This window comes from Mycobacterium sp. MMS18-G62 (assembly GCF_053877835.1).
The window spans coordinates 139682-161630 of the sequence record NZ_CM132662.1 but is presented as its reverse complement, the minus strand read 5'-3'; the positions used below and the strand labels follow the sequence as shown (position 1 = coordinate 161630).

At 66.0% G+C, this 21949-nt stretch carries 23 protein-coding genes; 11 read left to right on the top strand and 12 right to left on the bottom strand.

Annotated features, from left to right (window positions below; all coding sequences use genetic code 11):
* Positions 1 to 45: 45 nt before the first annotated feature.
* From ACWW36_RS00765 to ACWW36_RS00755, 3 genes are all read right to left on the bottom strand, one after another.
* Entirely contained in the window at positions 46 to 582 is a 537-nt protein-coding gene (locus ACWW36_RS00765; RefSeq protein ID WP_456142318.1) for an LppP/LprE family lipoprotein, read from the bottom strand.
* A 71-nt stretch (positions 583 to 653) separates the two neighbouring features.
* Positions 654 to 2240 carry an FAD-dependent monooxygenase gene (locus tag ACWW36_RS00760; protein ID WP_456139722.1) on the bottom strand — a complete coding sequence of 529 codons (1587 nt, stop codon included), beginning with the start codon at positions 2238 to 2240 and terminating at the stop codon, positions 654 to 656.
* Positions 2241 to 2334: 94 nt separating this feature from the next.
* Positions 2335 to 2943, bottom strand: a complete 609-nt coding sequence (locus ACWW36_RS00755; RefSeq protein WP_456139721.1) for a TetR/AcrR family transcriptional regulator — start codon at positions 2941 to 2943, stop codon at positions 2335 to 2337.
* A 133-nt stretch (positions 2944 to 3076) separates the two neighbouring features.
* Between ACWW36_RS00755 and ACWW36_RS00750 the strand changes: the two genes are divergently transcribed.
* Together ACWW36_RS00750 and ACWW36_RS00745 are read left to right on the top strand one after the other, a co-directional pair.
* Positions 3077 to 4768 (top strand): DEAD/DEAH box helicase, encoded by a 1692-nt coding sequence (locus ACWW36_RS00750; protein ID WP_456139720.1) that lies wholly within the window; start codon positions 3077 to 3079, stop codon positions 4766 to 4768.
* Positions 4765 to 5964: an acyltransferase family protein gene (locus ACWW36_RS00745; protein ID WP_456139719.1), complete on the top strand. Its 1200-nt coding sequence runs from the start codon at positions 4765 to 4767 to the stop codon at positions 5962 to 5964. Before ACWW36_RS00750 ends, ACWW36_RS00745 begins: the two co-directional genes overlap by 4 nt.
* Here the strand turns inward: ACWW36_RS00745 and ACWW36_RS00740 are convergent.
* Genes ACWW36_RS00740 through ACWW36_RS00730 form a run of 3 tightly spaced genes read right to left on the bottom strand, consistent with a single transcriptional unit; the run spans position 5938 to position 9170 of the window.
* Positions 5938 to 6519, bottom strand: a complete 582-nt coding sequence (locus ACWW36_RS00740) for a TetR/AcrR family transcriptional regulator (RefSeq protein WP_456139718.1) — start codon at positions 6517 to 6519, stop codon at positions 5938 to 5940. The genes ACWW36_RS00745 and ACWW36_RS00740 overlap by 27 nt on opposite strands.
* A complete protein-coding gene (locus tag ACWW36_RS00735) occupies positions 6519 to 7760 on the bottom strand; it encodes a cytochrome P450 (RefSeq protein WP_456139717.1) in 1242 nt (413 codons plus the stop codon). Before ACWW36_RS00735 ends, ACWW36_RS00740 begins: the two co-directional genes overlap by 1 nt.
* A gap of 45 nt (positions 7761 to 7805) precedes the next feature.
* A complete protein-coding gene (locus ACWW36_RS00730; RefSeq protein ID WP_456139716.1) occupies positions 7806 to 9170 on the bottom strand; it encodes an FAD-binding oxidoreductase in 1365 nt (454 codons plus the stop codon).
* 100 nt (positions 9171 to 9270) lie between these two features.
* Between ACWW36_RS00730 and ACWW36_RS00725 the strand changes: the two genes are divergently transcribed.
* Complete coding sequence (locus ACWW36_RS00725; protein WP_456139715.1) at positions 9271 to 10275, top strand: acyl-ACP desaturase; 1005 nt, start codon at positions 9271 to 9273, stop codon at positions 10273 to 10275.
* Here the strand turns inward: ACWW36_RS00725 and ACWW36_RS00720 are convergent.
* Positions 10244 to 11491, bottom strand: coding sequence for an MFS transporter (locus ACWW36_RS00720; protein ID WP_456139714.1), 1248 nt, complete (start codon positions 11489 to 11491; stop codon positions 10244 to 10246). The two genes, ACWW36_RS00725 and ACWW36_RS00720, sit on opposite strands and share 32 nt — an antisense overlap.
* A 75-nt stretch (positions 11492 to 11566) precedes the next feature.
* Between ACWW36_RS00720 and ACWW36_RS00715 the strand changes: the two genes are divergently transcribed.
* Positions 11567 to 12397, top strand: a complete 831-nt coding sequence (locus tag ACWW36_RS00715; protein ID WP_456139713.1) for a uracil-DNA glycosylase — start codon at positions 11567 to 11569, stop codon at positions 12395 to 12397.
* On the opposite strand, the gene ACWW36_RS00710 is transcribed toward ACWW36_RS00715, so the two are convergent.
* Positions 12390 to 12530 (bottom strand): hypothetical protein, encoded by a 141-nt coding sequence (locus ACWW36_RS00710; protein WP_456139712.1) that lies wholly within the window; start codon positions 12528 to 12530, stop codon positions 12390 to 12392. The genes ACWW36_RS00715 and ACWW36_RS00710 overlap by 8 nt on opposite strands.
* Positions 12531 to 12720: 190 nt before the next feature.
* Between ACWW36_RS00710 and ACWW36_RS00705 the strand changes: the two genes are divergently transcribed.
* The gene (locus ACWW36_RS00705; protein ID WP_456142317.1) at positions 12721 to 13758 is read left to right on the top strand and encodes an LLM class flavin-dependent oxidoreductase; all 1038 of its coding nucleotides are present in this window, start codon (positions 12721 to 12723) and stop codon (positions 13756 to 13758) included.
* A gap of 22 nt (positions 13759 to 13780) precedes the next feature.
* Here the strand turns inward: ACWW36_RS00705 and ACWW36_RS00700 are convergent, their stop codons facing one another.
* From ACWW36_RS00700 to ACWW36_RS00690, 3 genes are read right to left on the bottom strand one after another with little or no spacing between them, the layout of a single operon-like run.
* Positions 13781 to 14233 (bottom strand): nitroreductase family deazaflavin-dependent oxidoreductase, encoded by a 453-nt coding sequence (locus tag ACWW36_RS00700; RefSeq protein ID WP_456139711.1) that lies wholly within the window; start codon positions 14231 to 14233, stop codon positions 13781 to 13783.
* 5 nt (positions 14234 to 14238) lie between these two features.
* Entirely contained in the window at positions 14239 to 14676 is a 438-nt protein-coding gene (locus ACWW36_RS00695; protein WP_456139710.1) for an HIT family protein, read from the bottom strand.
* 17 nt (positions 14677 to 14693) lie between these two features.
* The gene (locus tag ACWW36_RS00690) at positions 14694 to 15167 is read right to left on the bottom strand and encodes a VOC family protein (protein ID WP_456139709.1); all 474 of its coding nucleotides are present in this window, start codon (positions 15165 to 15167) and stop codon (positions 14694 to 14696) included.
* A 78-nt stretch (positions 15168 to 15245) separates the two neighbouring features.
* On the opposite strand from ACWW36_RS00690, the gene ACWW36_RS00685 reads away from it, so the two are divergent.
* Genes ACWW36_RS00685 through ACWW36_RS00675 form a run of 3 tightly spaced genes read left to right on the top strand, consistent with a single transcriptional unit; the run spans position 15246 to position 17711 of the window.
* A complete protein-coding gene (locus ACWW36_RS00685) occupies positions 15246 to 15524 on the top strand; it encodes a hypothetical protein (protein ID WP_456139708.1) in 279 nt (92 codons plus the stop codon).
* On the top strand, positions 15490 to 16314 hold the full coding sequence (locus ACWW36_RS00680) for an AraC family transcriptional regulator (RefSeq protein ID WP_456139707.1): 825 nt from the start codon (positions 15490 to 15492) through the stop codon (positions 16312 to 16314). The genes ACWW36_RS00685 and ACWW36_RS00680 overlap by 35 nt, the downstream gene beginning before the upstream one ends.
* Positions 16315 to 16331: 17 nt before the next feature.
* Positions 16332 to 17711 carry an amidase gene (locus ACWW36_RS00675; RefSeq protein WP_456139706.1) on the top strand — a complete coding sequence of 460 codons (1380 nt, stop codon included), beginning with the start codon at positions 16332 to 16334 and terminating at the stop codon, positions 17709 to 17711.
* Here ACWW36_RS00675 and ACWW36_RS00670 read toward each other — a convergent pair.
* Positions 17706 to 18200 carry a DNA-deoxyinosine glycosylase gene (locus tag ACWW36_RS00670; RefSeq protein ID WP_456139705.1) on the bottom strand — a complete coding sequence of 165 codons (495 nt, stop codon included), beginning with the start codon at positions 18198 to 18200 and terminating at the stop codon, positions 17706 to 17708. The genes ACWW36_RS00675 and ACWW36_RS00670 overlap by 6 nt on opposite strands.
* A 43-nt stretch (positions 18201 to 18243) precedes the next feature.
* On the opposite strand from ACWW36_RS00670, the gene ACWW36_RS00665 reads away from it, so the two are divergent.
* The 3 genes from ACWW36_RS00665 to ACWW36_RS00655 all read left to right on the top strand — a co-directional run bounded on the left by ACWW36_RS00665 (position 18244) and on the right by ACWW36_RS00655 (position 21946).
* On the top strand, positions 18244 to 19362 hold the full coding sequence (locus tag ACWW36_RS00665; RefSeq protein ID WP_456139704.1) for an adenylate cyclase regulatory domain-containing protein: 1119 nt from the start codon (positions 18244 to 18246) through the stop codon (positions 19360 to 19362).
* Between the two features lie 10 nt (positions 19363 to 19372).
* Positions 19373 to 20494, top strand: coding sequence for an adenylate cyclase regulatory domain-containing protein (locus tag ACWW36_RS00660; RefSeq protein WP_456139703.1), 1122 nt, complete (start codon positions 19373 to 19375; stop codon positions 20492 to 20494).
* A gap of 75 nt (positions 20495 to 20569) precedes the next feature.
* The gene (locus ACWW36_RS00655) at positions 20570 to 21946 is read left to right on the top strand and encodes a 13E12 repeat family protein (protein WP_456139702.1); all 1377 of its coding nucleotides are present in this window, start codon (positions 20570 to 20572) and stop codon (positions 21944 to 21946) included.
* The last annotated feature ends 3 nt before the right edge of the window (positions 21947 to 21949 follow it).

Here is a 21949-nt window from a genome sequence, read left to right as displayed (position 1 = left end):
GCCACTGTATGTGAGCTAGCCGACACCCCGGCGCCTGGCGATACCTCAGCCCGGCGTGTTGCCGATCAGCTCCACGCCGTTGCCGTTCCACCGGAACTTCACCACGCTGGCGAGGTCCTCGACGCCACCCGAGTACAGCAGCGCGACGGTATCGCCGGTGGTCGTGGACTGATCAATTCCGTTGAACCCATAGGTATCCGGAACACCGGTCGGGATGAACTTGCCGAGATGGAACATCACCGCGCGGGTGTTCGGGTTCTCGGAATTGGTGTTGGCCTTCACGATCACCGCCGACAACTGCGCGCACTCGTTGTAGTTACCGGCCAGCGGCTCGGGGTTCCAGCCTTGATTGCTGCGCGGATCGCGGGGCAGCTCCGAGACGGCCTTGGCGATCTCGGGTGCGGTCAGGTTGACGGCACACGGGTCGGCGGCGGCCTGTGTTGTCGTCGGGATCGTCACCGTCGGCGCCGGAGGACGAGGGGTCGCGGGGGCGGGGGAAGCCGCGGTCGGCTCCGGTGTCTTGGAGGCCGTCGAGTCGCTCGATCCGCATCCCGCGAGCGCCAGGGCCACAACGCCGATCATGATCGTCCACTTCACTTGATCCACCGTTGCATGGTCGAGCATGCAGGAATACGCCGACACACCGGCCGACGTCACGCTCGAGTCAGGATCGTCGACAGACTGTGCACGAGTTCATGATCGGGCCGCTGGGGAAGGCTCGGCGTGCGCCATCCCACGAACGCATCGGGACGGACCAACAACGCGCCGTCCGGCTCCAGCCCAGTAGCACGCACCCACGCCCCATCCTCGTCAAGCCGATGAACATTGAGTGGGACACCGACGGTCTTTGCCGCTGAAGCCGCGGGCGCATCCCATGCGCCTCCATCGTCGCCGGTGAACAGTGTGAAGCCCGGGCCTAGCAGGTCGAGGGTAGACACCCGTGTTCCCCCACGCTCAATCCATATGTGAGGCATCCGCGTTCCGGCCTGGCCACGCAACTCGTCGACAAACGCCACGCCGTCCGCCGGGCCGGCGTCATCCGTGACAACCGCAGCCGAGTGGTACCGGTAGCCGGCGAGTAGGGCGAACATCGGCGCCTCTTCGTCCGCGGGCAGCATCGGCTCGTTGGCTTCAAGTCGTAGGAATGAGACAGTCGGCCCGGTCAGTGACTGGTGCGCGCTGAACCGCCCGACCGGGTATCGCTCGGCGTGGTAGGTACCCAACAATCCGTGCCCCGCCGTCCCGGCCAGGTCCGCGGCGAGTTTCCAGGCCAGATTGTCGGCGCTCTGGATCGCGGCGTTGGCGCCACCGGCCTTGAAAGGCGGCATCGCATGCGCCGCGTCGCCGACGAGAAACACTCTGCCGCAGCGGAACTGATCGGCGACCCGCTCATACGGCCGCCACGGCGCGACGTCGATGATGTCGACATCGATCGGCTCACCGACCGCCTTGGCGATCAACTCGCGGCACCGTTGCGCGGTGAACTGCTCGGCCGTCTCGCCGCTGCTGGGCAGATAGGTCAGGATGAACATCCCGAGGTCATGCTCAGCTGCGAGAAATATCCCGTTCACATCGGCGTTCTTCACCTGAACGCCGGCCCCGACGCCCAGATGCGAAACAAATCTCTGCCAGGGTGCGCGAAAGTAGACGAAGACTACGTAGATCGGCAGTGCGCCGTACCCGGTCGTGCGCACCCCCAGCATGTCGCGGATGCGGCTGTGCACGCCGTCGGCCGCGACGAGGTAATCGGCCCGTACGGTGGCGTCCTGTCCCGAATCCAGATCTCGCACTACCGCGGTGACACCGGTCTGGTCCTGTTCGAATGACACCAACTCTGTTCCGTAGCGCGCCTCGTTGCCCTGTCCGCGCGTATAGGCCAACAAGATCGGCTCGAGCCTGCTCTGCGGGCAGTACTGGACGGAGGGTTCGGGGCTCACCGCCTCGAATTCGGCGAACATCGAGTTGAAGTCGATCAGCTCTTCGTCTGGGCTGTTCAGCGCCGGCTTGACGGCCATGGCCGAAATCCCGCTGGCGATGGCATGGATCTCGTCGGCCAAGCCCAGGCCACGCAGAATCTCCAGGCTGCGAAAGCTCAGGTTGCGCGCTTTCGGATACAAGAACACTTCGCGACGCTTCTCCACCAGCATCGAGCCGATGCCGTGCTTGGCGAGCAGCGCGGACATGGCAAGCCCGCCGGCGCCGGCGCCGACGATCAGGACGGGTGTCCGTGTGGTGTTCATAACCCCTCCTCTGTCTGTAGCCCGCAGACGGAACTAATCAGTTCCGTCTATCTCGACAGTGGCACGACCTGTAGGCCGACGCAAGGCCAGATTGCTACGAAGTCGGCGGCGCAGTGGCCAACGGCAGAATCACGTCTTCGAGGATGCGGCGGACCCAGACGCGGTCGATGGGTCTGCCGGTGATCACGCGCAACACGTTCAGGCCCAGGGCGGTGTCGGCCACCAGGCTGAGGTCTCGACCGGCGGGGATTTCCCCGCGTGCGACAGCGCGATCTAGCACCGACCTCATCATCTGGCGCGGCGTGGACAGAACGAGGTCGTCGATGGCTGCCGCTAAGACAGGATCCCGCGTGGCTGCTGTCGCCACTCCGGCGATCACTTTTATTGTGTGCAAGTCGGATTCGTCGTAGTCGGGTATCGACGCGACGAGGGTTTCGATGTCGCCGCGCAGGCTACCGGTGTCCGGTGGCGCGCCAGGCCCTCTTTGTCGTCGCCAATGTGCGATCGCCTCAGCGACCACCTCGGCCTTCGAAGACCAGCGTCGATAGATTGCCGCTTTGCCCACCCTCGCGCGCGAAGCGACGTCATCCATGCTCATCCGGTCATAGCCCTGCTCGGCGAGGCCCGCGAGGGCCGCATCGAGGATGGCGGCATCCAGTGCCCGGTCGAAGCGGGCCGGATTTCGCCCGGCCTTGGCGGTCATGGCCTGGTACCTCCGATTTACTCGAAACGTGGTCGTTCCGAGTAATTGTAGGTGTGCTCGAACCAGAGCCCGGGACCGCGCGACATACCGCGTGGCGGGGAAACCCGCCTCCAGCCACTAGACTCGACCCGACATGACGTCCTCCGAACCGGACGCGACCAGCGCCGATCTGACCTTCGCAGACCTGCAGATTCACCCATCGGTGCTGCAGGCCGTCGGCGACGTCGGCTATGAGTCGCCGTCAGCCATCCAGGCCGCGACCATTCCCGCGTTGATGGCGGGCTCCGATGTCGTCGGACTGGCCCAGACCGGCACTGGCAAGACGGCCGCGTTCGCCATCCCGATCCTGTCCAAGATCGACCCCGCCAACAAGACCACGCAGGCGCTGGTGCTGGCGCCGACGCGCGAGCTTGCGCTGCAGGTCGCCGAGGCGTTCAGCCGCTACGGCGCGCACCTGCCTCAGATCAACGTGTTGCCGATCTACGGAGGTTCGTCCTACGGCCCTCAGCTGGCCGGTCTGCGGCGCGGCGCCCAGGTCGTCGTCGGTACGCCGGGGCGGGTGATCGACCACCTCGAGAAGGGCACTCTCGATCTCACCCACCTCGACTACCTGGTGCTCGACGAGGCCGACGAGATGCTGCAGATGGGCTTCGCCGAAGACGTCGAGCGCATCCTCGCCGACACACCCGAGTACAAACAGGTCGCGCTGTTCTCTGCCACGATGCCGCCGGCGATCCGCAAGATCACCAAGAAGTATCTGCACGATGCCGTCGAGGTGTCGGTCACGGCGAAAACCACCACCGCGGAAAACATTACGCAGCGCTACATTCAGGTCGCCGGTCCACGCAAGATGGACGCGCTCACCCGTCTCCTCGAAGTCGAGCCGTTCGAGGCGATGATCGTGTTCGTCCGCACCAAGCAGGCCACCGAGGAGGTCGCCGAGAAACTGCGGGCCCGTGGGTTCTCGGCGGCGGCGATCAACGGCGACATCCCACAGGCGCAGCGCGAGCGCACGATCGCGGCGTTGAAGGACGGGACCGTCGACATTCTGGTGGCAACCGACGTCGCGGCCCGCGGGCTGGATGTCGAACGCATCTCGCACGTGCTGAACTACGACATCCCGCACGACACCGAGTCCTATGTGCACCGCATCGGGCGCACGGGTCGTGCCGGCCGCTCCGGGCAGGCGCTGCTGTTCGTGTCGCCGCGCGAGCGGCACATGCTCAAATCCATCGAGAAGGCGACCCGCCAACAACTCACCGAGGCCGAGCTGCCCACCGTCGACCACGTCAATGCGCAGCGTGTGGCGAAGTTCGCCGACTCCATCACCGACGCCCTCGGCGCTCCGGGCTTCGAACTGTTCCGGCGGATGATCGAGGACTACGAGCGTGAGAACGACGTCCCGATGGTCGACATCGCCGCCGCGCTGGCGGCGCAGTCCCGCGACGGTGAGCAGTTCCTCATGTCGGAGCCGCCCCCGGATAAGCGTCGACGCGACGAGCGGCCCGAGCGGTCCGACCGCGGTCCCAAGCATGCGCGCAAACCGGGGCAGGGCTTCGCGACCTATCGCATCGCGGTTGGCAAGCGGCACAAGGTGAGTCCGGGTGCGATCGTCGGCGCAATCGCCAATGAGGGCGGGCTGCATCGCAGCGATTTCGGGCATATCTCCATCCGGCCGGATCACTCGCTGGTCGAGTTGCCCGCCAAGCTGCCCCGCGAGACTGTGAAGGCGTTGGAGCGGACTCGCATTCAGGGAATCCTGATCAATCTGCGACCCGACCGGCCGCCACGCAAGGCCGGGAAGAACAACCACAAATCGACATGACACTGTCGAAGGACGTGGCAGCGCAGGGCGGACTGGAATCGGTCAGCAAGGCCGAGCGCGTCGCGTCCCTGACCGGTATCCGGGCGGTCGCAGCGCTTTTGGTCATGGCGACGCATGCCGCCTACACGACCGGTAAGTACACGCATGGCTATGTCGGGCTGGTGTATTCGCGGATGGAGATCGGTGTGCCGATCTTCTTCGTATTGTCCGGGTTTCTGTTGTTCGCCCCGTGGGTCAAGGCCGCCGCGTCGGACACTTCGCCGCCGTCGGTGCGCCGCTACGCCTGGCACCGGATACGACGCATCATGCCGGCCTACGCCGTCACCGTGTTGGTGGCCTATCTGCTGTATCACTGGCGCACCGCCGGGCCGAATCCAGGCCACAGCCCCATGGGGTTGCTGCGCAACCTGACATTGACGCAGATCTATACCGACAACTACCTGTATTCGTATCTGCACCAAGGGCTTACGCAGATGTGGAGCCTTGCGGTGGAGGTCGCCTTCTATGTGGTGCTGCCACTGATGGCCTATCTGCTGATCGTCGTGCTGTGCCGTCGGCGATGGCGACCGGGCCTGTTGCTTGCCGGGCTCGCCGGGTTCGCGTTGATCACACCGGCGTGGCTGACCCTTGTGCACACCACCGACTTTCTTCCCGACGGCGCGAGGCTGTGGCTGCCGACATACCTCGCGTGGTTCATCGGCGGCATGATGCTGGCGGTTCTGCAACCTCTGGGTGTGCGGGCTTATGCGATGGCATGTGTTCCGTTGGCGCTTGTGTCGTTCTTCATCGCCTCGACGCCGATCGCGGGCGAACCCACCACGTCTCCGAACGAATTGCGCGCGGCCCTGGTGAAGGCGGCGTTCTACGCCGTGATCGCCACGCTGATGGTCGCGCCGCTGGCACTCGGCGACCGCGGTTGGTACGCCAAATTCCTTGCGAGCCGGCCGATGGTGTTCCTGGGGGAGATCTCGTACGAAATCTTCCTCATCCACCTGATCACGATGGAATTGGTGATGGTCGAGATCCTGCGTTTTCCGATCTACACCGGCTCGATCGTCGCGTTGTTCGTCGTGACGTTCGTGGTCACGGTTCCGCTGGCCTGGCTGCTGCACCGCTTCACGCGCGTGCGCTCAAACTGGGCGCCCCCCAGGACTACAAGAGCCTCAAGCTTATTGGGTGGCCTGGCGGCTCGGTAGCACGATCGGCACGACGAATTCGTCGAGCATTGCTCGCTCGTCGTCCTCGTCATGTCCGGGGAACATGAACAGCGACGTCATCACCCGGACCAGCCAGCGAGCGCGGTGCGCAACCAGGTCGGGGTCGTCGGGTCCAAGCGAGATGACGAAAGCCTCGGTCAGCGCCTTGATCACCTCGGACTGTTCGGCCATCTCGGCGCCGATGGGCCGTTGTGTGGTGGCGAACCACGATGCCAGCGCCGGGCTTTTTCGCACGTTGCGCAGGGAGGCCATGATGCCTTCGATCAACCGATCGCGCGGGTCGACGACGGAGTTGATCTGCTCGGTCATCTCGCGATAGAGCCGGTAGCTCTCGCGGTGCACGTACGCGGTGTACAACGCTTCACGGTTTTCGAAGTACCGATACAGCGTGGCCCGCGAACACCCTGCCGCCGAGGCGATTTCGTGCATGCCGACCGCGGCGGCCTCCTTGTGTGCGAACAGCTCGCCGGCCGCATCCAAAATCCGGTCCGCGGCCACCTCGGTCCGCCGCGCGGCCAGCCAGTCGCCGGGCATCAGGACGTCACCTTGAACGGAACGGACAGCGGCCGGCGTACGTAACTACCTCCGGCCCAGACGATCCCGGACTCGTCGACTTCGAACTCAGGACAACGGGCCAGCAGCTCGGTCAATGCGACGCGTGACTGCATGCGCGCCGCGGCGGCGCCGAGGCAGAAGTGCGCGCCGTGGCTGAACGTCATGATGTTGCGTGGCCGCCGCCTCACATCGAGTTCGGCTGCATCGGGACCATATTCGCGCTCATCGCGATTGGCCGACCCGTACAGCAGCAGCACCCTGCGGCCGGCCGGAATCGTGGTGTCGCGGATCGTCACATCGCGAGTCGTGGTGCGGGCCAGGCCCTGCACCGGCGACGTCAGCCGCAGAAATTCGTCGACCGCATCGGGAATCAAGTCGGGGTTCGAAGCCAGCAGCCGCCGCTGGTCGGGCCGCTGGTGCAGCAGCTGCACAGAACCGCCGAGCATGCCGGTCGTGGTGTCGTTGCCGCCGGTGACCATCGTGAACGTGAACGCCAGCACGGACAGCGTGCCCTGGATGTCACCGTCGGCGCCGACACCCGCCGCGACCAGATGCGAAATCGTGTCGTCCTCTGGTTCGCGGCGCCGGCGTTCAATCAACTCGGTGAAGTAGGCCATCATCGAGCCGAGCGCATCGCCCAGTCCGCCCAGTGCGCCGGCGACACCGCCGGAGGTGGTGTTGGCCGCGACGATCGCCTCGGTCCACCCGTCGAACTGATCGCGGTCGGCTTCGGGCACCCCTAGGTAGTGCGCGACGACCATTGACGGCAACGGTTTGAACAGCTCGGTCACGATGTCGCCGCCGCCGTTGGCGCGCAACCGCTCGAGGCGTTCGACGACGAACTCGCGCACTTTCGGCTCGACCGCCTCGACCTGCCTTGGCGTGAAGCCGCGCGACACCAGCTTGCGGAACTCGGTGTGCACCGGCGGGTCCTGCATCACGAACGGCGGATTGTCTTGCAGCCCAATGAGTTCGAGCTCACCGTAGTTGATTGTCAGCCCCTGCGCCGATGAGAACGTCTCGTTGTCGCGGGCGGCGTTCCACGCGTCGGCATGACGCGACAGGACCCAGTAGTCGTGATCGGGCTTGCCTTCAGGGATGACGTGATGCACCGGATCGTGGTCGCGCAGCGCGGCGTACATCGGCCACGGGTTCGGCCAGGTGTCGGCGTCAGCCAGCTGGAATCGAACCGGCGAACCGTGAGACAGAGTTGCTGTCATGTCTCATTGGTACGACACGACCCCAGGGCCTGTCAACAGCAGCGGTCAGATCGCCGCGCCGGGGTTGAGGATGCCGTCGGGGTCCAACGCCTGCTTGACCCGCCGGTTGAGCTCCATCGCCTCGGGCCCGAGCTGACCCGCCAACCACGGCCGTTTCAGCCGGCCGACGCCGTGTTCGCCGGTGATCGTGCCGCCTAGTCCGACGGCCAGGTCCATGATCTCGCCGAACGCCTTCCGCGCCCGCTCTGCCATCGCGGCATCGGCGGGGTCGTACACGATCAGCGGGTGGGTGTTGCCGTCACCGGCGTGGGCGATCACCGAGATCATCAGGTCATGGTTCGCGGCGATCTTGGCGATGCCAGCGACGAGATCGGCCAAAGCCGGCAACGGAACGCCGACGTCCTCGAGCAGCAGTGAGCCCTTCAACTCCACGGCGGGGATCGCGAACCGGCGCGCGGCGACGAAAGCCTCGCCCTCGTCGGGGTCAGCGGTCGAAAACACTTCCTTGGCACCGTGTTCGGTGAACACACGCGCCATGAACTCCGCGTCCTCGACGCCGGAAGGTCCGCGGTCGTCGGTGGCTGCCACCATCATCGCTGCCGCAGACCGGTCGAGGCCCATGCGCAGCTTGTCTTCGACCGCATTGATGGCCGCCGAGTCCATGAACTCCAGCATCGACGGCCGGATCTTGCCGGTGATCGTCACGACGGCACCCGCCGCGGCCTCGACCGAGTCGAACGTCGCGACCACCGTGCTCGCCACATGCTGCGGCGGCAGCAGCCGCAGCGTCACCTCGGTGATGACCCCGAGGGTGCCCTCGCTGCCGACGAACAACTTGGTCAGAGACAGCCCGGCCACGTCCTTGAGCCGCGGGCCGCCGAGCCGCACCGCCGTGCCGTCGGCCAACACCACTTGCAGGCCGAGCACGTAGTCGGTGGTGACGCCGTACTTCACGCAGCACAACCCGCCGGCGTTGGTCGCGATGTTGCCGCCGATGCTGCAGATTTCGAACGACGACGGGTCTGGCGGATACCACAGCCCGTATTCGGCGACGGTCTTCTTCACCTCGGCGTTCAACAGTCCAGGCTGTGCGACGGCCGTGCGCGTCACCGGGTCGACCGTGATGTCGCGCATCTTCTCCGTGGACAGCACGATGCCGCCGGACAGGGCCGTCGCGCCGCCGGAGAGCCCGGTGCCCATGCCGCGCGGCACGACGGCGATCTTGTGCTTTGTGGCCCAGCGCATCACCGTCTGCACCTCGTCGGTGCGACGCGGCCTAACCACGGCCAGTGCCGTACCCGCGCTCGGGTCGAAGGCGCGGTCCTGCCGGTAGGACGCCAGGATGTCGGGGTCGGTGACGACGACGCCTTCGGGCAGCTCGGCGATGAGCTCGGCCACAGCGGACTCCACACAGCAATCCTAGGCGCGCCCGGCGTGCCGATATTGCTGTTACTGGGCGACACAGGTACGTTGTTGCGACGAGCGGGCACAGATAACGGGGGAGGCCCATATGACGCACGCCATGACCGATCTGCAGCTCCTGAAGGAACTCGAACCTGTCGTCGAGCAGAACCTCAATCGGCACCTGCGGATGCGCAAGGACTGGAACCCGCACGACTACATCCCGTGGTCGGACGGCAAGAACTACTACGCGCTCGGCGGCCAGGACTGGGAGCCTGGGCAGTCGCAGCTGTCCGAGGTCGCCCAGGTGGCGATGATTCTCAACTTGCTGACAGAGGACAACCTGCCGTCGTATCACCGCGAGATCGCGATGAACTTCAGTATCGACGGCGCGTGGGGCCAATGGGTCAACCGCTGGACGGCCGAGGAGAACCGGCACGGCATCGCGCTGCGCGACTACCTCGTCGTCACCCGCGCCATCGACCCGGTCGAGCTGGAGCAGCTCCGCCTCGAGCAGGTCACCCGCGGCTTCAGTCCGGGTCAGAACCAACAGGGCGAGAGCGATCTGTTTGCCACGAGCCTGTTCGACTCGGTCATCTATGTGTCGTTCCAGGAATTGGCGACGCGTGTGTCGCACCGCAACACCGGCAAGGCCTGCGACGAAACGATCGCTGATCAACTGCTGCAACGGGTTTCGGCCGACGAGAACCTGCACATGATCTTCTACCGCGACGTGTCCGAGGCCGGCTTCGAGATCGCCCCCAATCAGGCCATGCACTCGCTGCATCACGTGTTGCGTAACTTCAAGATGCCCGGCTACACCGTTCCGGACTTCAGGCGCAAGGCCGTGGTCATCGCCGTCGGCGGTGTCTACGACCCGCGCATCCACCTCGACGACGTGGTGATGCCGGTGCTCAAGAAGTGGCGCATCTTCGAACGCGAAGACTTCACCGGCGAAGCCGCGCGCATGCGCGACGACCTCGCAGTGCTCGTCGGCGAGCTCGAAGAGACCTGCCAGAAGTTCGAGGAAGCCAAGCAGCGTCGCCTGGACCGCGAGGCCCGCAAGGCCGAAGCGCCCTCCGTTAAGGAAGGTGTGTCGGCGGCGTCAGTGTGACCTGGTCGAGTTCGCGCAGCGCAGGTAGGTACACGGCGACCAGACCCAGCACCAGCATCGGCAGCGATAACGCCAGGAATGTCGCGTGCAAGCCCGCGGCGTCGGCCAACGGCCCAGCCAGGATCAGCCCTAATGGCCCTGCCGCGTAGGCCAGCGAGCCCATGACACCGACCACCCGGCCCCGCAGGTGCTGCGGGGCCCGCGTCTGCATCACGTAGTTGTAGATCGGGGCGATCGGACCGTAGACGAACCCGACAACCGCGCACAGCACGAGGATCAGCGGTAGCGGCGGCAGGAACGCGATCACCGTCATCGCCACTCCGAGCGTGATCACGGCGGTCAGCATCGTCGCGCGCCGGCTCATGTACTTCGACAACACCGCATACCCGAGCGCCCCGATCAGCCCGCCGACGCTGAGCGCCATCAACACCCAACCCAACTGGGCCGGCTCATTGCGGTCGGTGAAGTACTTGGGGAACAACACGCTTTCCATCGGCATGTACAGACCGGTCGCGGCCAGGTCGACGAAAGCGAGCGTGCGCAGCACTCGGTTGTGCCAAACGAACCGAAGGCCCTCGAGGATGCCTGCCATGACGCCGTCGGGCAGCGCGGTGCGGTCCGGTTTGCCCGTACCCTCCAACCGCAACACCGCGGTGGCCACGATCGAGAACCCGAATGCGGAAGCGGTCACCCACATGGTGTTAACGCCGCCGAGCGTGGCGATCAACAGCCCGCCGATGCCAGGGCCGACGATGTAGGCGAGGTTGAAAATCGCCTCGTACACGCTGTTGGCGTGGTCGAGAGTCCAGCCGGCTCGGCCGGCCGCCTCGGGCAGCATGGTCTCGCGGGCCGTCATCCCGGCGGGGTCGAAGAAGGCACCCAGCGCCGCCAGCCCCGCCAGCACCGCGACGTTGACAGCCTGCACACCCAATGTCAGCGCCAGAACCGGCACGGCCACGACTGACAGTGCGGACAACGCGTCGGAGATCATCGAGACCCGCTTGCGGCCGATGTAGTCGACCGCCGCTCCTGCAATCAGGGTCGCGACGAGCAAGGGCAGCGTGCCCGCCATCGCGACCACCGACGCATCCAAAGCAGAGCCGTTGCGCTGCAACACAAGCCATGGAAACGCGACTATCGATATGCCGTTGCCCGCGCCGGCCATCAGCGCGGCGAACAGGATCAGGAACAGGGGGCCGCGCTTGCTATTGGTCATGAGGTATCGCGGCCGAATCTAACAGCGGCCGGGGCCGCCGGGCACGCGATTTTCCTGCGCAGGCACAGTTGTCCTGTGAAGTTGGCCCATCCTCGCACCGGCGTGATGTTCGACTCGCCGGTGCCGCCCGGCGCCGGCTGGCCGGGAGATCCAGCGACGGCGAGGACCGCGGTGGCCGAGACCGCGGCGCACGTCGCGACGATGGCGGCGGCGGTCAAGACGATCGAGGAACTCGACGCGGAGGTCTCGGTGTGCCGAGCCTGCCCGCGGCTGGTCGAGTGGCGTGAAGAGGTGGCCGTCGTCAAGCGCAAGTCGTTCGCCGGCGAACCCTACTGGGGCCGCCCGATTCCCGGCTGGGGGGCGCCGCGGCCGAAGCTGATGATCGTCGGCCTCGCGCCCGCCGCGCACGGTGGCAATCGCACTGGGCGCGTCTTCACCGGTGACCGCTCCGGCGATTTCTTGTTCGCCGCGTTGCATCGCACCGGGCTGGCCAATCAGGCGACGTGCGTGGACGCCGCAGATGGCTTGGCGCTCAACGACACTCGTGTAGCCGCGGCGGTACGGTGTGCGCCACCGGGCAACGCGCCAACGCCGGCCGAGCGCGCGACGTGTGCTCCGTGGCTGGACGCCGAGTGGCGGCTGATCGGTTCGGACGTGCGGGCGATCGTCGCGTTGGGCGGGTTTGCGTGGCGCGCGGCGCTCGACATGATTCGCGAGGGTGGCGGCACGGTGCCGAAGCCCGCTCCCCGGTTCGGGCATGGCGCGACGGCGACCCTGGGGCCGGTGACCCTGATCGGCTGCTACCACCCCAGCCAGCAGAACACGTTCACCGGCAAGCTCACACCGGCGATGCTCGACGACATTTTCCGTCAGGCCGCTGTCGCTGCGGGCCTGCAGCTCAGCTGACCCAGACGACCACCGCAAGCGCAACTAGAACGACGGCAACGACGATGCCGAGCAGTATCGGGCCTGTCCATTTTTCGGCGGCGTCGTCAACGCGGCGCTCTTGGTCGAAGAGCCGTTCGTAATCGGGATCCATGAACACCGCTGCCTCGTTTGGAAGTCATAGTGGTGCAGACAAATTAGGCGGCCGCAATGGGAGGACCCTGTTCGGAACCTATGCGTGCGTTATGTAACCCGTTGGTACGTTGACATCGGCCGGGCCTTGGCCTTCTCAACTATTCGCCGCGCGAGGGAACGCATGCGGCCAGGGAGGTGTTGTGACAGCCATGCGGCTATCCGTTCTGGACCTCGTTCCCGTGCGTACCGACCAGTCGACCTCGGACGCGTTGGCTGCGACGACGCATCTCGCGCAGACCGCCGACCGCCTTGGCTATACCCGATACTGGCTGGCCGAGCACCACAACATGCCCGCTGTCGCTGCCACCAGCCCGCCGGTGCTGATCGCCCATCTGGCCGCGCAGACATCGCAATTGCGGCTGGGTTCTGGCGGGGTGATGCTGCCTAACCATGCGCCACTCGCGGTCGCCGAGCAGTTCGCGTTGCTGGAGGCGGCGCACCCGGGGCGCATCGATCTCGGTATCGGCCGGGCGCCGGGTTCGGACCCCGTCACGTCGTTGGCGCTGCGCGGTGCGGCCGGCCGCGACGATCGCGACATCGAGGCGTTCCCCGAGTATCTCGATGACGTCGTCGCGCTGATGAGCGCCCGCGGTGTGCGGGTGCCTTTTCCGAACCAGCGCTACATCCTCAAGGCCACGCCGGCCGCGGTGACGGAGCCGAGGCTGTGGCTGCTCGGCTCCTCGATGTACTCCGCACACCTGGCCGCAGCCAAGGGGCTGCCGTACGTATTCGCGCACCATTTCTCGGGCCAGGGCACCGCGGAGGCGCTGGACGTCTACCGCCGCGAGTTCAGGCCGAGCGACCTGGCTTCGGAGCCCGTCACATTCCTGACGGTCAACGCGGCGGTGGCCGAAACACGCGATGAGGCAATGGCTTTGATCCTGCCGAACCTGCAGATGATGGCGCGGCTGCGCACCGGCCAGCCGCTTGGACCGCTGGATCTGGTCGAGGACGCCGCCGAAATCGAGCTCAGCCCGCAAGCGCAGGCAATCGGCGAATCGGCCCTGCGGCGTGCGGTCGTCGGCTCACCGACCGAGGCTGCCGACCAAATTCGCGCGCTGGCCGATGAGTTCGGCGTCGACGAGGTGATGGTCAATCCCGTCGCGTCGGCGTACCGCGGCACCGATCCGGCGACCGCCCCTGCCCGCGATACGACGCTGGAACTGCTCGCCAAGGAACTGTTCTAGGGCCGCGAACTACCTCGGCGAATCAGGCGGGCGTCAGCACCACGACCGGAATCGGCCGTGACGTTCGCTTCTGGTAGTTCTCGTAACGGTTGGCGTTGTTCTTGTTGACGATCTGCCATAGCCGCGCATAGTCCGGGTCGTCGGGCAGCACCGGCTTGGCCGTCACGCCGAATCGCTTTGGGCCAACATTGATTTCGATCTTCGGATTGGCCTTCAAATTGTGATACCAGCCCGGCGCCTTGGGATCGCCGCCCTTGGACGCGACGACAAGGTAGCTGTCGCCGTCCTTGGCGTAGGTCAGCGAATTCGTGCGCTGCTGACCGGTCTTGGCGCCGACGGTGTGCAGCAGCAGGTTGGGCGGGGTGCCGGGCAGAATGCGGTGCCCGATCCGGCCATTCGTGCCCTTGTAGATCCTGTCGTGCAGTTGCAGCAGCGGAACGCCGATGTACTTCTCCCATGCGGGCATGCCAGTCATGTGGCTCAGTCTTGCGTAGCCGAGTCCAGTTGCGCCAGGGCCTCGCGCAGCAGCCGGCCGGACTCTTCGCGGTCGGGATCCCGTCGCAGCAGCATGCCCTTGGCGAACGACAATTTGTCGCCGTTCTGCCTGGGCAGAACGTGCAGGTGGATGTGGAAGACGCTCTGGGCCGCGGCCTTGCCGTCGTTGATGACGACGTGGTTGCCGTCGGCATGCAACCCCGACTTGCGCGCGGCGCGGGCAATGCGATGACCGATGCGCACCATATCGGCGACCGTGTCCGGCGGCGTGTCGGTCAGGTCGACGGTATGGCGTTTCGGAAGGACGAGGGTGTGGCCGCGAGTGAACGGCCGGATGTCGAGGATGGCCAGGTAGTCGTCGTCTTCGTAGATCCGGATGGCCGGGGCCTCGTCGGCGACGATGGCGCAGAACACACAGGACATCCCGCCACGGTATCGGCTCAGTTACCGACGTTCTCCTTGGCCCACTCGGCCATGCGGCGGTCACGTTCCTCGGGCGAGACGTCCTCGACGCGGGTCATCACGGTCCAGCGCTGGCCGAACGGGTCGAGGATCGACGCGAATCGGTCGCCGGTGACGAACGTCTGCGCAGGCTCGCGGATCGTGGCGCCGGCCGACTCGGCGCGCGCCACCACGTCGTCGACGTCGGGGCAGTAGAAGGCGATCGAGTGGGTGGCAGGCGCCTTCGGATCGGGGGCCGCGATCTGGTAGGCCTCGGCGGGGTCACCGAGCTGTAGCCGACCGTTGCCGAAGTCGAGTTCGGCGTGCGCGACGGTGCGGTTCGGGCCGTCCATGCGGTCCACGAGCTTCGCGCCGAACACGTTGACGTAGAAGTCGATCGCCGCAGCTGCGCCGTCGACACAGATGAATGGGGTCAGGCTGGTGTAGCCCTCCGGAATCGGTTTGACGGTCATGTCCACCAGTCTCGTGACGTGGTTTGCGCGGATGCTTGGAAAAACGCGACATGTCCGCGCGCCGCTACGCTGACTCCCATGTACGACGACGTAGACCCCGACGTGTTGGACGAGGACGAAGCGGAGATCGACGAACAAGACCAAAACGCCCAAACGCTGTCGATCCGCCGCGCGGACGGCGAAGAGATCGTCAGCATCTTCTCGCCGAATGAGGAGTGGAGCGTGTATCTACGGCCGGGCGGCGGAATACAGGCCGCATTCGTGGGCTCGCCCAGCGAGCCCGCTGTCTGGGTCAGTGCGATTGACCGACAGGTTGAGCGCGATGAAGACGGAACGTACGTCATCCGCATCAGCTAGCCCGGCGGCGCCGATGCGCGGCCTGGTGGGCCGCGCGACCAGCGGCGATGTGTTCGACCTGGATCGGTGGGTGCCGACGGGTCCGGTCGCGCAGTTCGTTGAGCATTTCTGGGCGGTGCGCTGGGCCTTGGACGAGCCCTTCGAGAGCACGGTGATCACGTTCCCGGCCGTGCACTTGACCCACGAGTGGGGAACCGACGACACGCGCCACGGTCATGCGCTTCCTGCGGTGCTGTTGCACGGTGTCGTCGAACGAGTGTTTCGCACGACGATCCGCGGCACCGGCGCCGTCGTCGGTGCACGCTTTCATCCCGGCGGGTTCACCGCCCGCTACGGCCGCGACGCCGCATCGTTGACCGGCCGCGTCGAACGCGCAGACGAGCTGCTGCCGGATGCGCCGCATGACGTCGAGAAATGCATGGAGACAATGGAATCCGCGATCTCGACCGATACTCCGCTCGACGATACGTATGGACTTCTGCGCAAGCTGGTCGAGCGGATACGCGACGACGACAGGCTCCATCGTGTGGAGCAGGTGATGGAGCATTCGCCGTGGAGCGCGCGCACCACACAGCGGATGTTCCGCCGCTACGTCGGCGTCCCGGTCAAGTGGGTGCTCTGCCGGTATCGGCTGCAGCAGGCCGCGCTGGAGATCGAAAGCCGGCCAGGCGCCGACTTCGCGGACCTGGCGGTAAGGCTCGGTTGGTACGACCAGGCGCACTTCATCAACGACTTCCGCTCGATGTTGGGTTGCACGCCTGGCGAATACGCCGCCAGACATGGCCATTGAGCCGATACGCTGCCGCCGTGGACAGCAGCGATCTCGCCTTCACCGGCGCCGCCGAGCAGGCCCGCATGCTGGCGGCCGGCGCCATCACCGCACCCGAGCTGCTCGAGCTGTACCTGCGTCGGATCGCCCGGCTGGACCGTGAACTGCGCTCGTTCCGCGTTGTGCTCGCCGACTCCGCGCGGCAGGAGGCGGGCATCGCACAAGACCGGTTGAACGAAGGGGAGCGGCTGCCGCTGCTGGGTGTTCCCATCGCGATCAAGGACGACGTCGATGTCGCCGGCGAGTTCACCACGTATGGAAGCGCCGCGCACGGACCCGCCTGCACACGCGACGCCGAGGTGGTGCGACGGCTGCGCGAGGCGGGCGCGGTCATCCTCGGCAAGACCGCGGTGCCCGAGCTGATGATCTGGTCGTTCACCGAGACGGTGACATTCGGGGCGACCCGCAATCCGTGGAACACCGACTACACGCCCGGCGGCAGCAGCGGTGGAAGCGCAGTGGCGGTGGCTGCCGGTATGGCGCCCTTTGCGTTGGGTTCAGACGGCATGGGCTCGATTCGAATTCCGTCGACATGGTGCGGGCTGTTTGGCATCAAGCCGCAACGCGACAGGGTTCCGTTGGCGCCACACGACGACGCGTGGAACGGCTTGAGCGTGAACGGTCCGATCGCGAGGACGGTCGAGGATGCCGCACTCTTCCTAGACGCCACGACGACCGACGGCGAGTTCGTGGCGGCCGCAGCGCGTGAACCGGGTCGGTTGCGAATTGCGTTGAGTACCAAGGTGCCTCCGCTGTTGACGGCACGTGTCGGCAAGGCGCAGCGCGCCGCGGTCGAGGAGGCCGGCGACCTGCTGCGCGAACTCGGCCACGACGTGATCACGCGTGATCCGGACTATCCTCCGTCGGCGGTGCTCACGCAGGCACTACCGCGGTATTTCCGCGGCGCCTACGACGATATGAAGATGCTGCCGCACCCGGAACGTTTGGACGCCCGTACGCGTGGTTTCGCCAGGATCGGTGGATTGATTTCCGATCGGCGGATGACGGCGATTCGCGCCTTGGAAGGTGAAGTGGCCGATCGTATTCAGTCGATCTTCGACGACGTCGACGTGGTGATCACGCCCGGCACCGCAACGGGTCCGTCGCGCATCGGCCAGTATCAGCGACGAGGTGCGGTGTCGACACTCATGCTCGTCGCCGCCAGGGTGCCGTTCCAGGCGATGTTCAATGTGACCGGCCAGCCGGCGGCCGTCGTGCCGTGGGGATTCGACGTGAACGGCTTGCCGACGTCAATTCAACTGGTGGGCAGGCCCTTCGACGAAGCGACGCTGCTGTCCTTGAGCGGTCAGATCGAAAAGGCGCGACCATGGGCGCAGCGGCGCCCACCGGTGTCATAGCTCGCCGACCACCCGCCAGGCGTCCAGCTTTTCCGCATACCTCATGGTCTGCGCCGGGCTGGTCGACGGCAGTCTCAGGTACTGCAGATCCGACGCGACACGAACCAGTCGGTTGAAGTTCTTCTCGGCGGCGGCACCGTTGAAGACCACCCGCTGAATGTCGACATGCTCCTCGAACAGCTTCCGAAAGTCGTTGGGCACCATGCTGTCCGGCTCCACTGCGGAATCCAGGCTGCCGGCGCGACGGCATGACTTGAGCACATCCCACACGGCGATGTGCCGGTTTTGAACCGCCGCCACGCGTTCTGGGTACGGCGTCTCGGCGTCAAAGCCGAACAGATCGCCCATGATTCGCCAGAACGCATTGCGTGGATTGGCGTAGTACTGCTGTGCGGCCAGCGACATGACGCTGGGCATGTTGCCGAGGATCAGCGTGTGCGCGTCGTCGCCGACGATCGGCGGCAGCCCATAGAGCGTCGTCTCCGTCATCGAACTTCAATATTGCACGCTCGCGGCGGTATACGTTGAGGCGGTGGCCGAAGACTTCGATCTCGAAGCGTCCGGCCTGCTCGACGGTCTGGAGGGCCAGGCGCGCGCCGAGCGGGCCGAGCTGATCGAGTGGCTGCTGGGCGAGGGGTTCACCGTCGAGCAGATCCGCGGCGCGGTCGCACCGATGCTGCTGCCGGCAGGCCGAATCGTCGGCGACGACGGCGTCCGCGTGTCCGCGCGCCAGATCTGCGCCGAAACGGGTATCGACCTCGAACTCCTCGAAGCGATCGAACGGGCAATGGGCCTTCCCCGCGCCGAGGACCCCGACGCGCTTGTTCATCTGCGGGTCGACGGCGAGTCCGCAGCACGCGCGAGGGTCTTCATCGATATGGGCTTGAGCCGCGAGCAGGTGATCAGTGTGTCCCGCGTGCTGGGGCAGGGCCTTGCCCAGACCGCCGAGGCGATGCGTCAGGTCGTCCTCGAGGCGGTCATTCAGCCGGGTGCCACGGAGCTACAGCTCGCGCAGGCATACGAGGCCGTAGTGCGTCAGGTCTCACCCCTTCTCGGCCCGTTATGCGATGACGTGTTGCGGATCCAGCTCAGGCACTCGCTGGAGACCGAAGCGGTGAACGTCGCCGAGCGAGCCGCAGGCACGATCCCAGGTGCCCGCGACATTTCGGTCGCGTTCGCCGACCTTGTCGGCTTCACCCGGTTGGGCGAGGCGGTGCCGCCCGAGGAGCTGGAATCGTTGGCCAGCCGGCTGTCCAATCTCGCCCGCGATGTTGTCGAGCCGCCTGTGCGGTTCATCAAGACAATCGGCGACGCGGTGATGTTCGTCAGCACCGATCCCGTGGCACTTCTGCGCGTCGCCCTGGCTTTACTCGCCGTCGCCGAGAAGTACGACGACTTTCCGCAGTTGCGCGTCGGGATCGCATCGGGACAGGCCGTCAGCCGTGCCGGAGATTGGTTCGGAAGTCCGGTGAATGTCGCGAGTCGTGTCACCGGCGTCGCCAGACCCGGCGCGGTGCTCGTCTCCGAAGCAACCCGTGAGGCAATTGGGGAAGTCAACGGCTTCGACTGGTCTTTCGCGGGCGCGCGGCACCTCAAGGGGGTAAAGGGCGAGGTGAAGCTCTTCCGCGCTCGCCCGTCCGACGAGGAATAGGGTTGATGCTGTGGCGGACCCCGATTTTGAGGCATTGGGCCTGCTTGACGGCCTCGAAGGCGAAGCGCGCGAGGAGCGCGCGCAACTGATCGAGTGGCTGCTCGAGCGCGGGTTTTCCATCCAGCACATTCGCACGTCCGTCGCCGCTCCGCTGATGCTGCCCGCCTACCGGGTGCTCGGCGACGACGGAGAGTTCGTGTCCGCGCGTGAGATCTGTGAGTCGACCGGTGTCGAACTCGAACTGCTTCAGCGATTGCAGCGGGCCATCGGCTTGCCGAGGATCGACGATCCGGACGCCGCGGTCTTGCTACGGGCGGATGGCGAGGCTGCGGCACACGCAAAGATGTTCCTGGACTTGGGTATTGGCCCTGACGACACCGTTGCCGTCATGAGGGTGCTCGTGGAAAGCCTCGGTCATGCCGCAGCGATCATGCGCGAGGCGGCGCTGAAAACAATCATGCGGCCCGGGGCCAGCGAGATCGAGCTTGCCGCGGGATCCGAACAGTTGGCGCTCCTGGCGGCCCCGAACGTCGGTCCGCTGATGGAAGACCTGATTCGCATGGTGCTGCGGCATTCGTTCGAGATCGAGGCGGTGACCGCCGCCGAACGAGCCGCAGGCACTCTGCCCGGTGCGCGGCCGGTGACCGTGGCGTTCGCCGACCTCACCGGGTTCACGCGGCTGGGTGAGGCGCTGCCGCCAGTGGAGTTGGAGCACGTGGCCAGCTTGTTGGCCGAACTGGCCCACGATGTGGCCGTCACTCCGGTGCGATTCGTCAAATCGATCGGCGATGCGGTGATGCTGGTGTCGTTCGACTCCGCACCACTGGTGTCGGCGATGCTCGATTTGGCCGATGCCGCAGCGGCAAATGACTTGCCGCGCCTTCGAATCGGCCTCGCCTCGGGGTGTGCAGTCACCCGCGCGGGCGACTGGTTCGGCAGTCCGGTCAACGTGGCTAGCCGCGTGACTGGTGCCGCTCGCCCCGGCACGGTGTTGGTCGCCGAGTCGACGCGCGACGCCGTTGGCAGCACAGGAGACTTTGATTGGCATCCGGCGGGTGCCCGACGTCTAAAAGGCGTGAGCGGTGAAGTGAAGCTGTTTCGGGTCACGCGGGGTGCAGACGCCACGCCGTGAATTCACTTGTGTCACTTTGGTTTTGCTTGTGGATAACTCCCGGGCTTGTCGGTGGTTCGCACTAGTGTTCGATGTATGGGTTCGGATCGCGACGCCGTGTTGGCGGCCTACGACGAACTGGACGCTGCGTTCGACAAGGTGCTCGGGTTGTCGGTCGACCGTTTGAGTCATACCGAATTGTTGACGCTGTTGAACCGCCGCGAAGTGCTCTCGCGCCGCCATGCCGCTGGCGAGCATCAGCTCATCGCCCGGCTCGCCGCCGAGGCCGATCCGAAAGCGTTGGGCGGCAAAAACCTCGCCGACCTGTTGGCCACCGCGTTGCGCATCAGCATCAAGGACGCCAAGCAGCGCATCAACCGTGCCGAGCTGTTGGGGCCGCGCACCGCGATGACCGGTGAGCCGCTGCCACCACAACTGCCCAACGTGGCGGCCTCCCAGGCCCGCGGGGACATCGGGGCCGAACACCTTGCCAAGATCGAGAAGTTCTTTCACACGCTGCCCAACCGGATCGACGACCCGACCCGGGAGGCCGCCGAAGCCCACCTGGCCGATATCGCTGCCGGGGTGGGGCCCGAACAGTTCGGTCAAGCCGCCGACCGGTTGGCCTTACTGCTCAACCAGGACGGTGACCCACCCGATGAGGCCGAACGGGCCCGGCGGCGTTTCTTCACGATCGGTAAACAAGGCCTCGACGGGCTGACCGAAGTGCACGGGCTCCTGGATGCCGAATGCGCCGCCACCCTCGAGCCGATCATGGCCAAACTGGGTGCGCCCGGGATGTGCAACCCCGACGACGAACACCCCTGCATCGACGGCGAGCCCTCCCAGGAGCTCGTCCGACGCGATGTGCGTACGCCGGGTCAGCGCCGCCACGACGCCCTCAAAGCGATGGGCCGCGCCCTGCTGGCCTCAGGCAAACTCGGTGATCTCAACGGCCTGCCGGCCACCATCATCGTCACCACCACCCTGCAAGACCTCGAAGCCGGAGCCGGATGTGGTGTCACCGCCGGCGGCACCCTGCTGCCGATGCGCGACGTGATCCGGCTGGCGTCCCAGTCGCATCACTACCTGGTGGTGTACGACAACCACGATCGGCAACAGCTCTACTGCGGGCGCGCCAAACGCTTCGCCACCCCTGGCCAGCGCATCGTGCTGCACGCCCTGGAGCGCGGCTGCACCCGACCCGGCTGCACCGCACCGGGCTACTGGTGCCAAGTCCACCACGTCGAGGGCTGGAACGCGGCCAACGGCCACACCAACATCAACACCACGACCCTGGCCTGCGCAGGCGACAACCGCCTCATCGAACACAGCGGCTGGACCACCCGAAAACGAAAAGACGGCCGCACCGAATGGATCCCACCACCCCACCTAGACACCGGCCAAACCCGGGTCAACAACTACCACCACCCCGAGAAATACCTACTGCCAGAAGAAGACGAAGGTCCATAGCGG

Coding starts and splice junctions, on each gene's coding strand:
- ACWW36_RS00765 (WP_456142318.1), bottom strand. CDS start 582: ATGATCGGCGTTGTGGCCCTGGCGCTCGCGGGATGCGGATCGAGCGAC.
- ACWW36_RS00760 (WP_456139722.1), bottom strand. CDS start 2,240: ATGAACACCACACGGACACCCGTCCTGATCGTCGGCGCCGGCGCCGGC.
- ACWW36_RS00755 (WP_456139721.1), bottom strand. CDS start 2,943: ATGACCGCCAAGGCCGGGCGAAATCCGGCCCGCTTCGACCGGGCACTG.
- ACWW36_RS00750 (WP_456139720.1), top strand. CDS start 3,077: ATGACGTCCTCCGAACCGGACGCGACCAGCGCCGATCTGACCTTCGCA.
- ACWW36_RS00745 (WP_456139719.1), top strand. CDS start 4,765: ATGACACTGTCGAAGGACGTGGCAGCGCAGGGCGGACTGGAATCGGTC.
- ACWW36_RS00740 (WP_456139718.1), bottom strand. CDS start 6,519: ATGCCCGGCGACTGGCTGGCCGCGCGGCGGACCGAGGTGGCCGCGGAC.
- ACWW36_RS00735 (WP_456139717.1), bottom strand. CDS start 7,760: ATGACAGCAACTCTGTCTCACGGTTCGCCGGTTCGATTCCAGCTGGCT.
- ACWW36_RS00725 (WP_456139715.1), top strand. CDS start 9,271: ATGACGCACGCCATGACCGATCTGCAGCTCCTGAAGGAACTCGAACCT.
- ACWW36_RS00720 (WP_456139714.1), bottom strand. CDS start 11,491: ATGACCAATAGCAAGCGCGGCCCCCTGTTCCTGATCCTGTTCGCCGCG.
- ACWW36_RS00710 (WP_456139712.1), bottom strand. CDS start 12,530: ATGGATCCCGATTACGAACGGCTCTTCGACCAAGAGCGCCGCGTTGAC.
- ACWW36_RS00705 (WP_456142317.1), top strand. CDS start 12,721: ATGCGGCTATCCGTTCTGGACCTCGTTCCCGTGCGTACCGACCAGTCG.
- ACWW36_RS00700 (WP_456139711.1), bottom strand. CDS start 14,233: ATGACTGGCATGCCCGCATGGGAGAAGTACATCGGCGTTCCGCTGCTG.
- ACWW36_RS00695 (WP_456139710.1), bottom strand. CDS start 14,676: ATGTCCTGTGTGTTCTGCGCCATCGTCGCCGACGAGGCCCCGGCCATC.
- ACWW36_RS00690 (WP_456139709.1), bottom strand. CDS start 15,167: ATGACCGTCAAACCGATTCCGGAGGGCTACACCAGCCTGACCCCATTC.
- ACWW36_RS00685 (WP_456139708.1), top strand. CDS start 15,246: ATGTACGACGACGTAGACCCCGACGTGTTGGACGAGGACGAAGCGGAG.
- ACWW36_RS00680 (WP_456139707.1), top strand. CDS start 15,490: ATGAAGACGGAACGTACGTCATCCGCATCAGCTAGCCCGGCGGCGCCG.
- ACWW36_RS00670 (WP_456139705.1), bottom strand. CDS start 18,200: ATGACGGAGACGACGCTCTATGGGCTGCCGCCGATCGTCGGCGACGAC.
- ACWW36_RS00655 (WP_456139702.1), top strand. CDS start 20,570: ATGGGTTCGGATCGCGACGCCGTGTTGGCGGCCTACGACGAACTGGAC.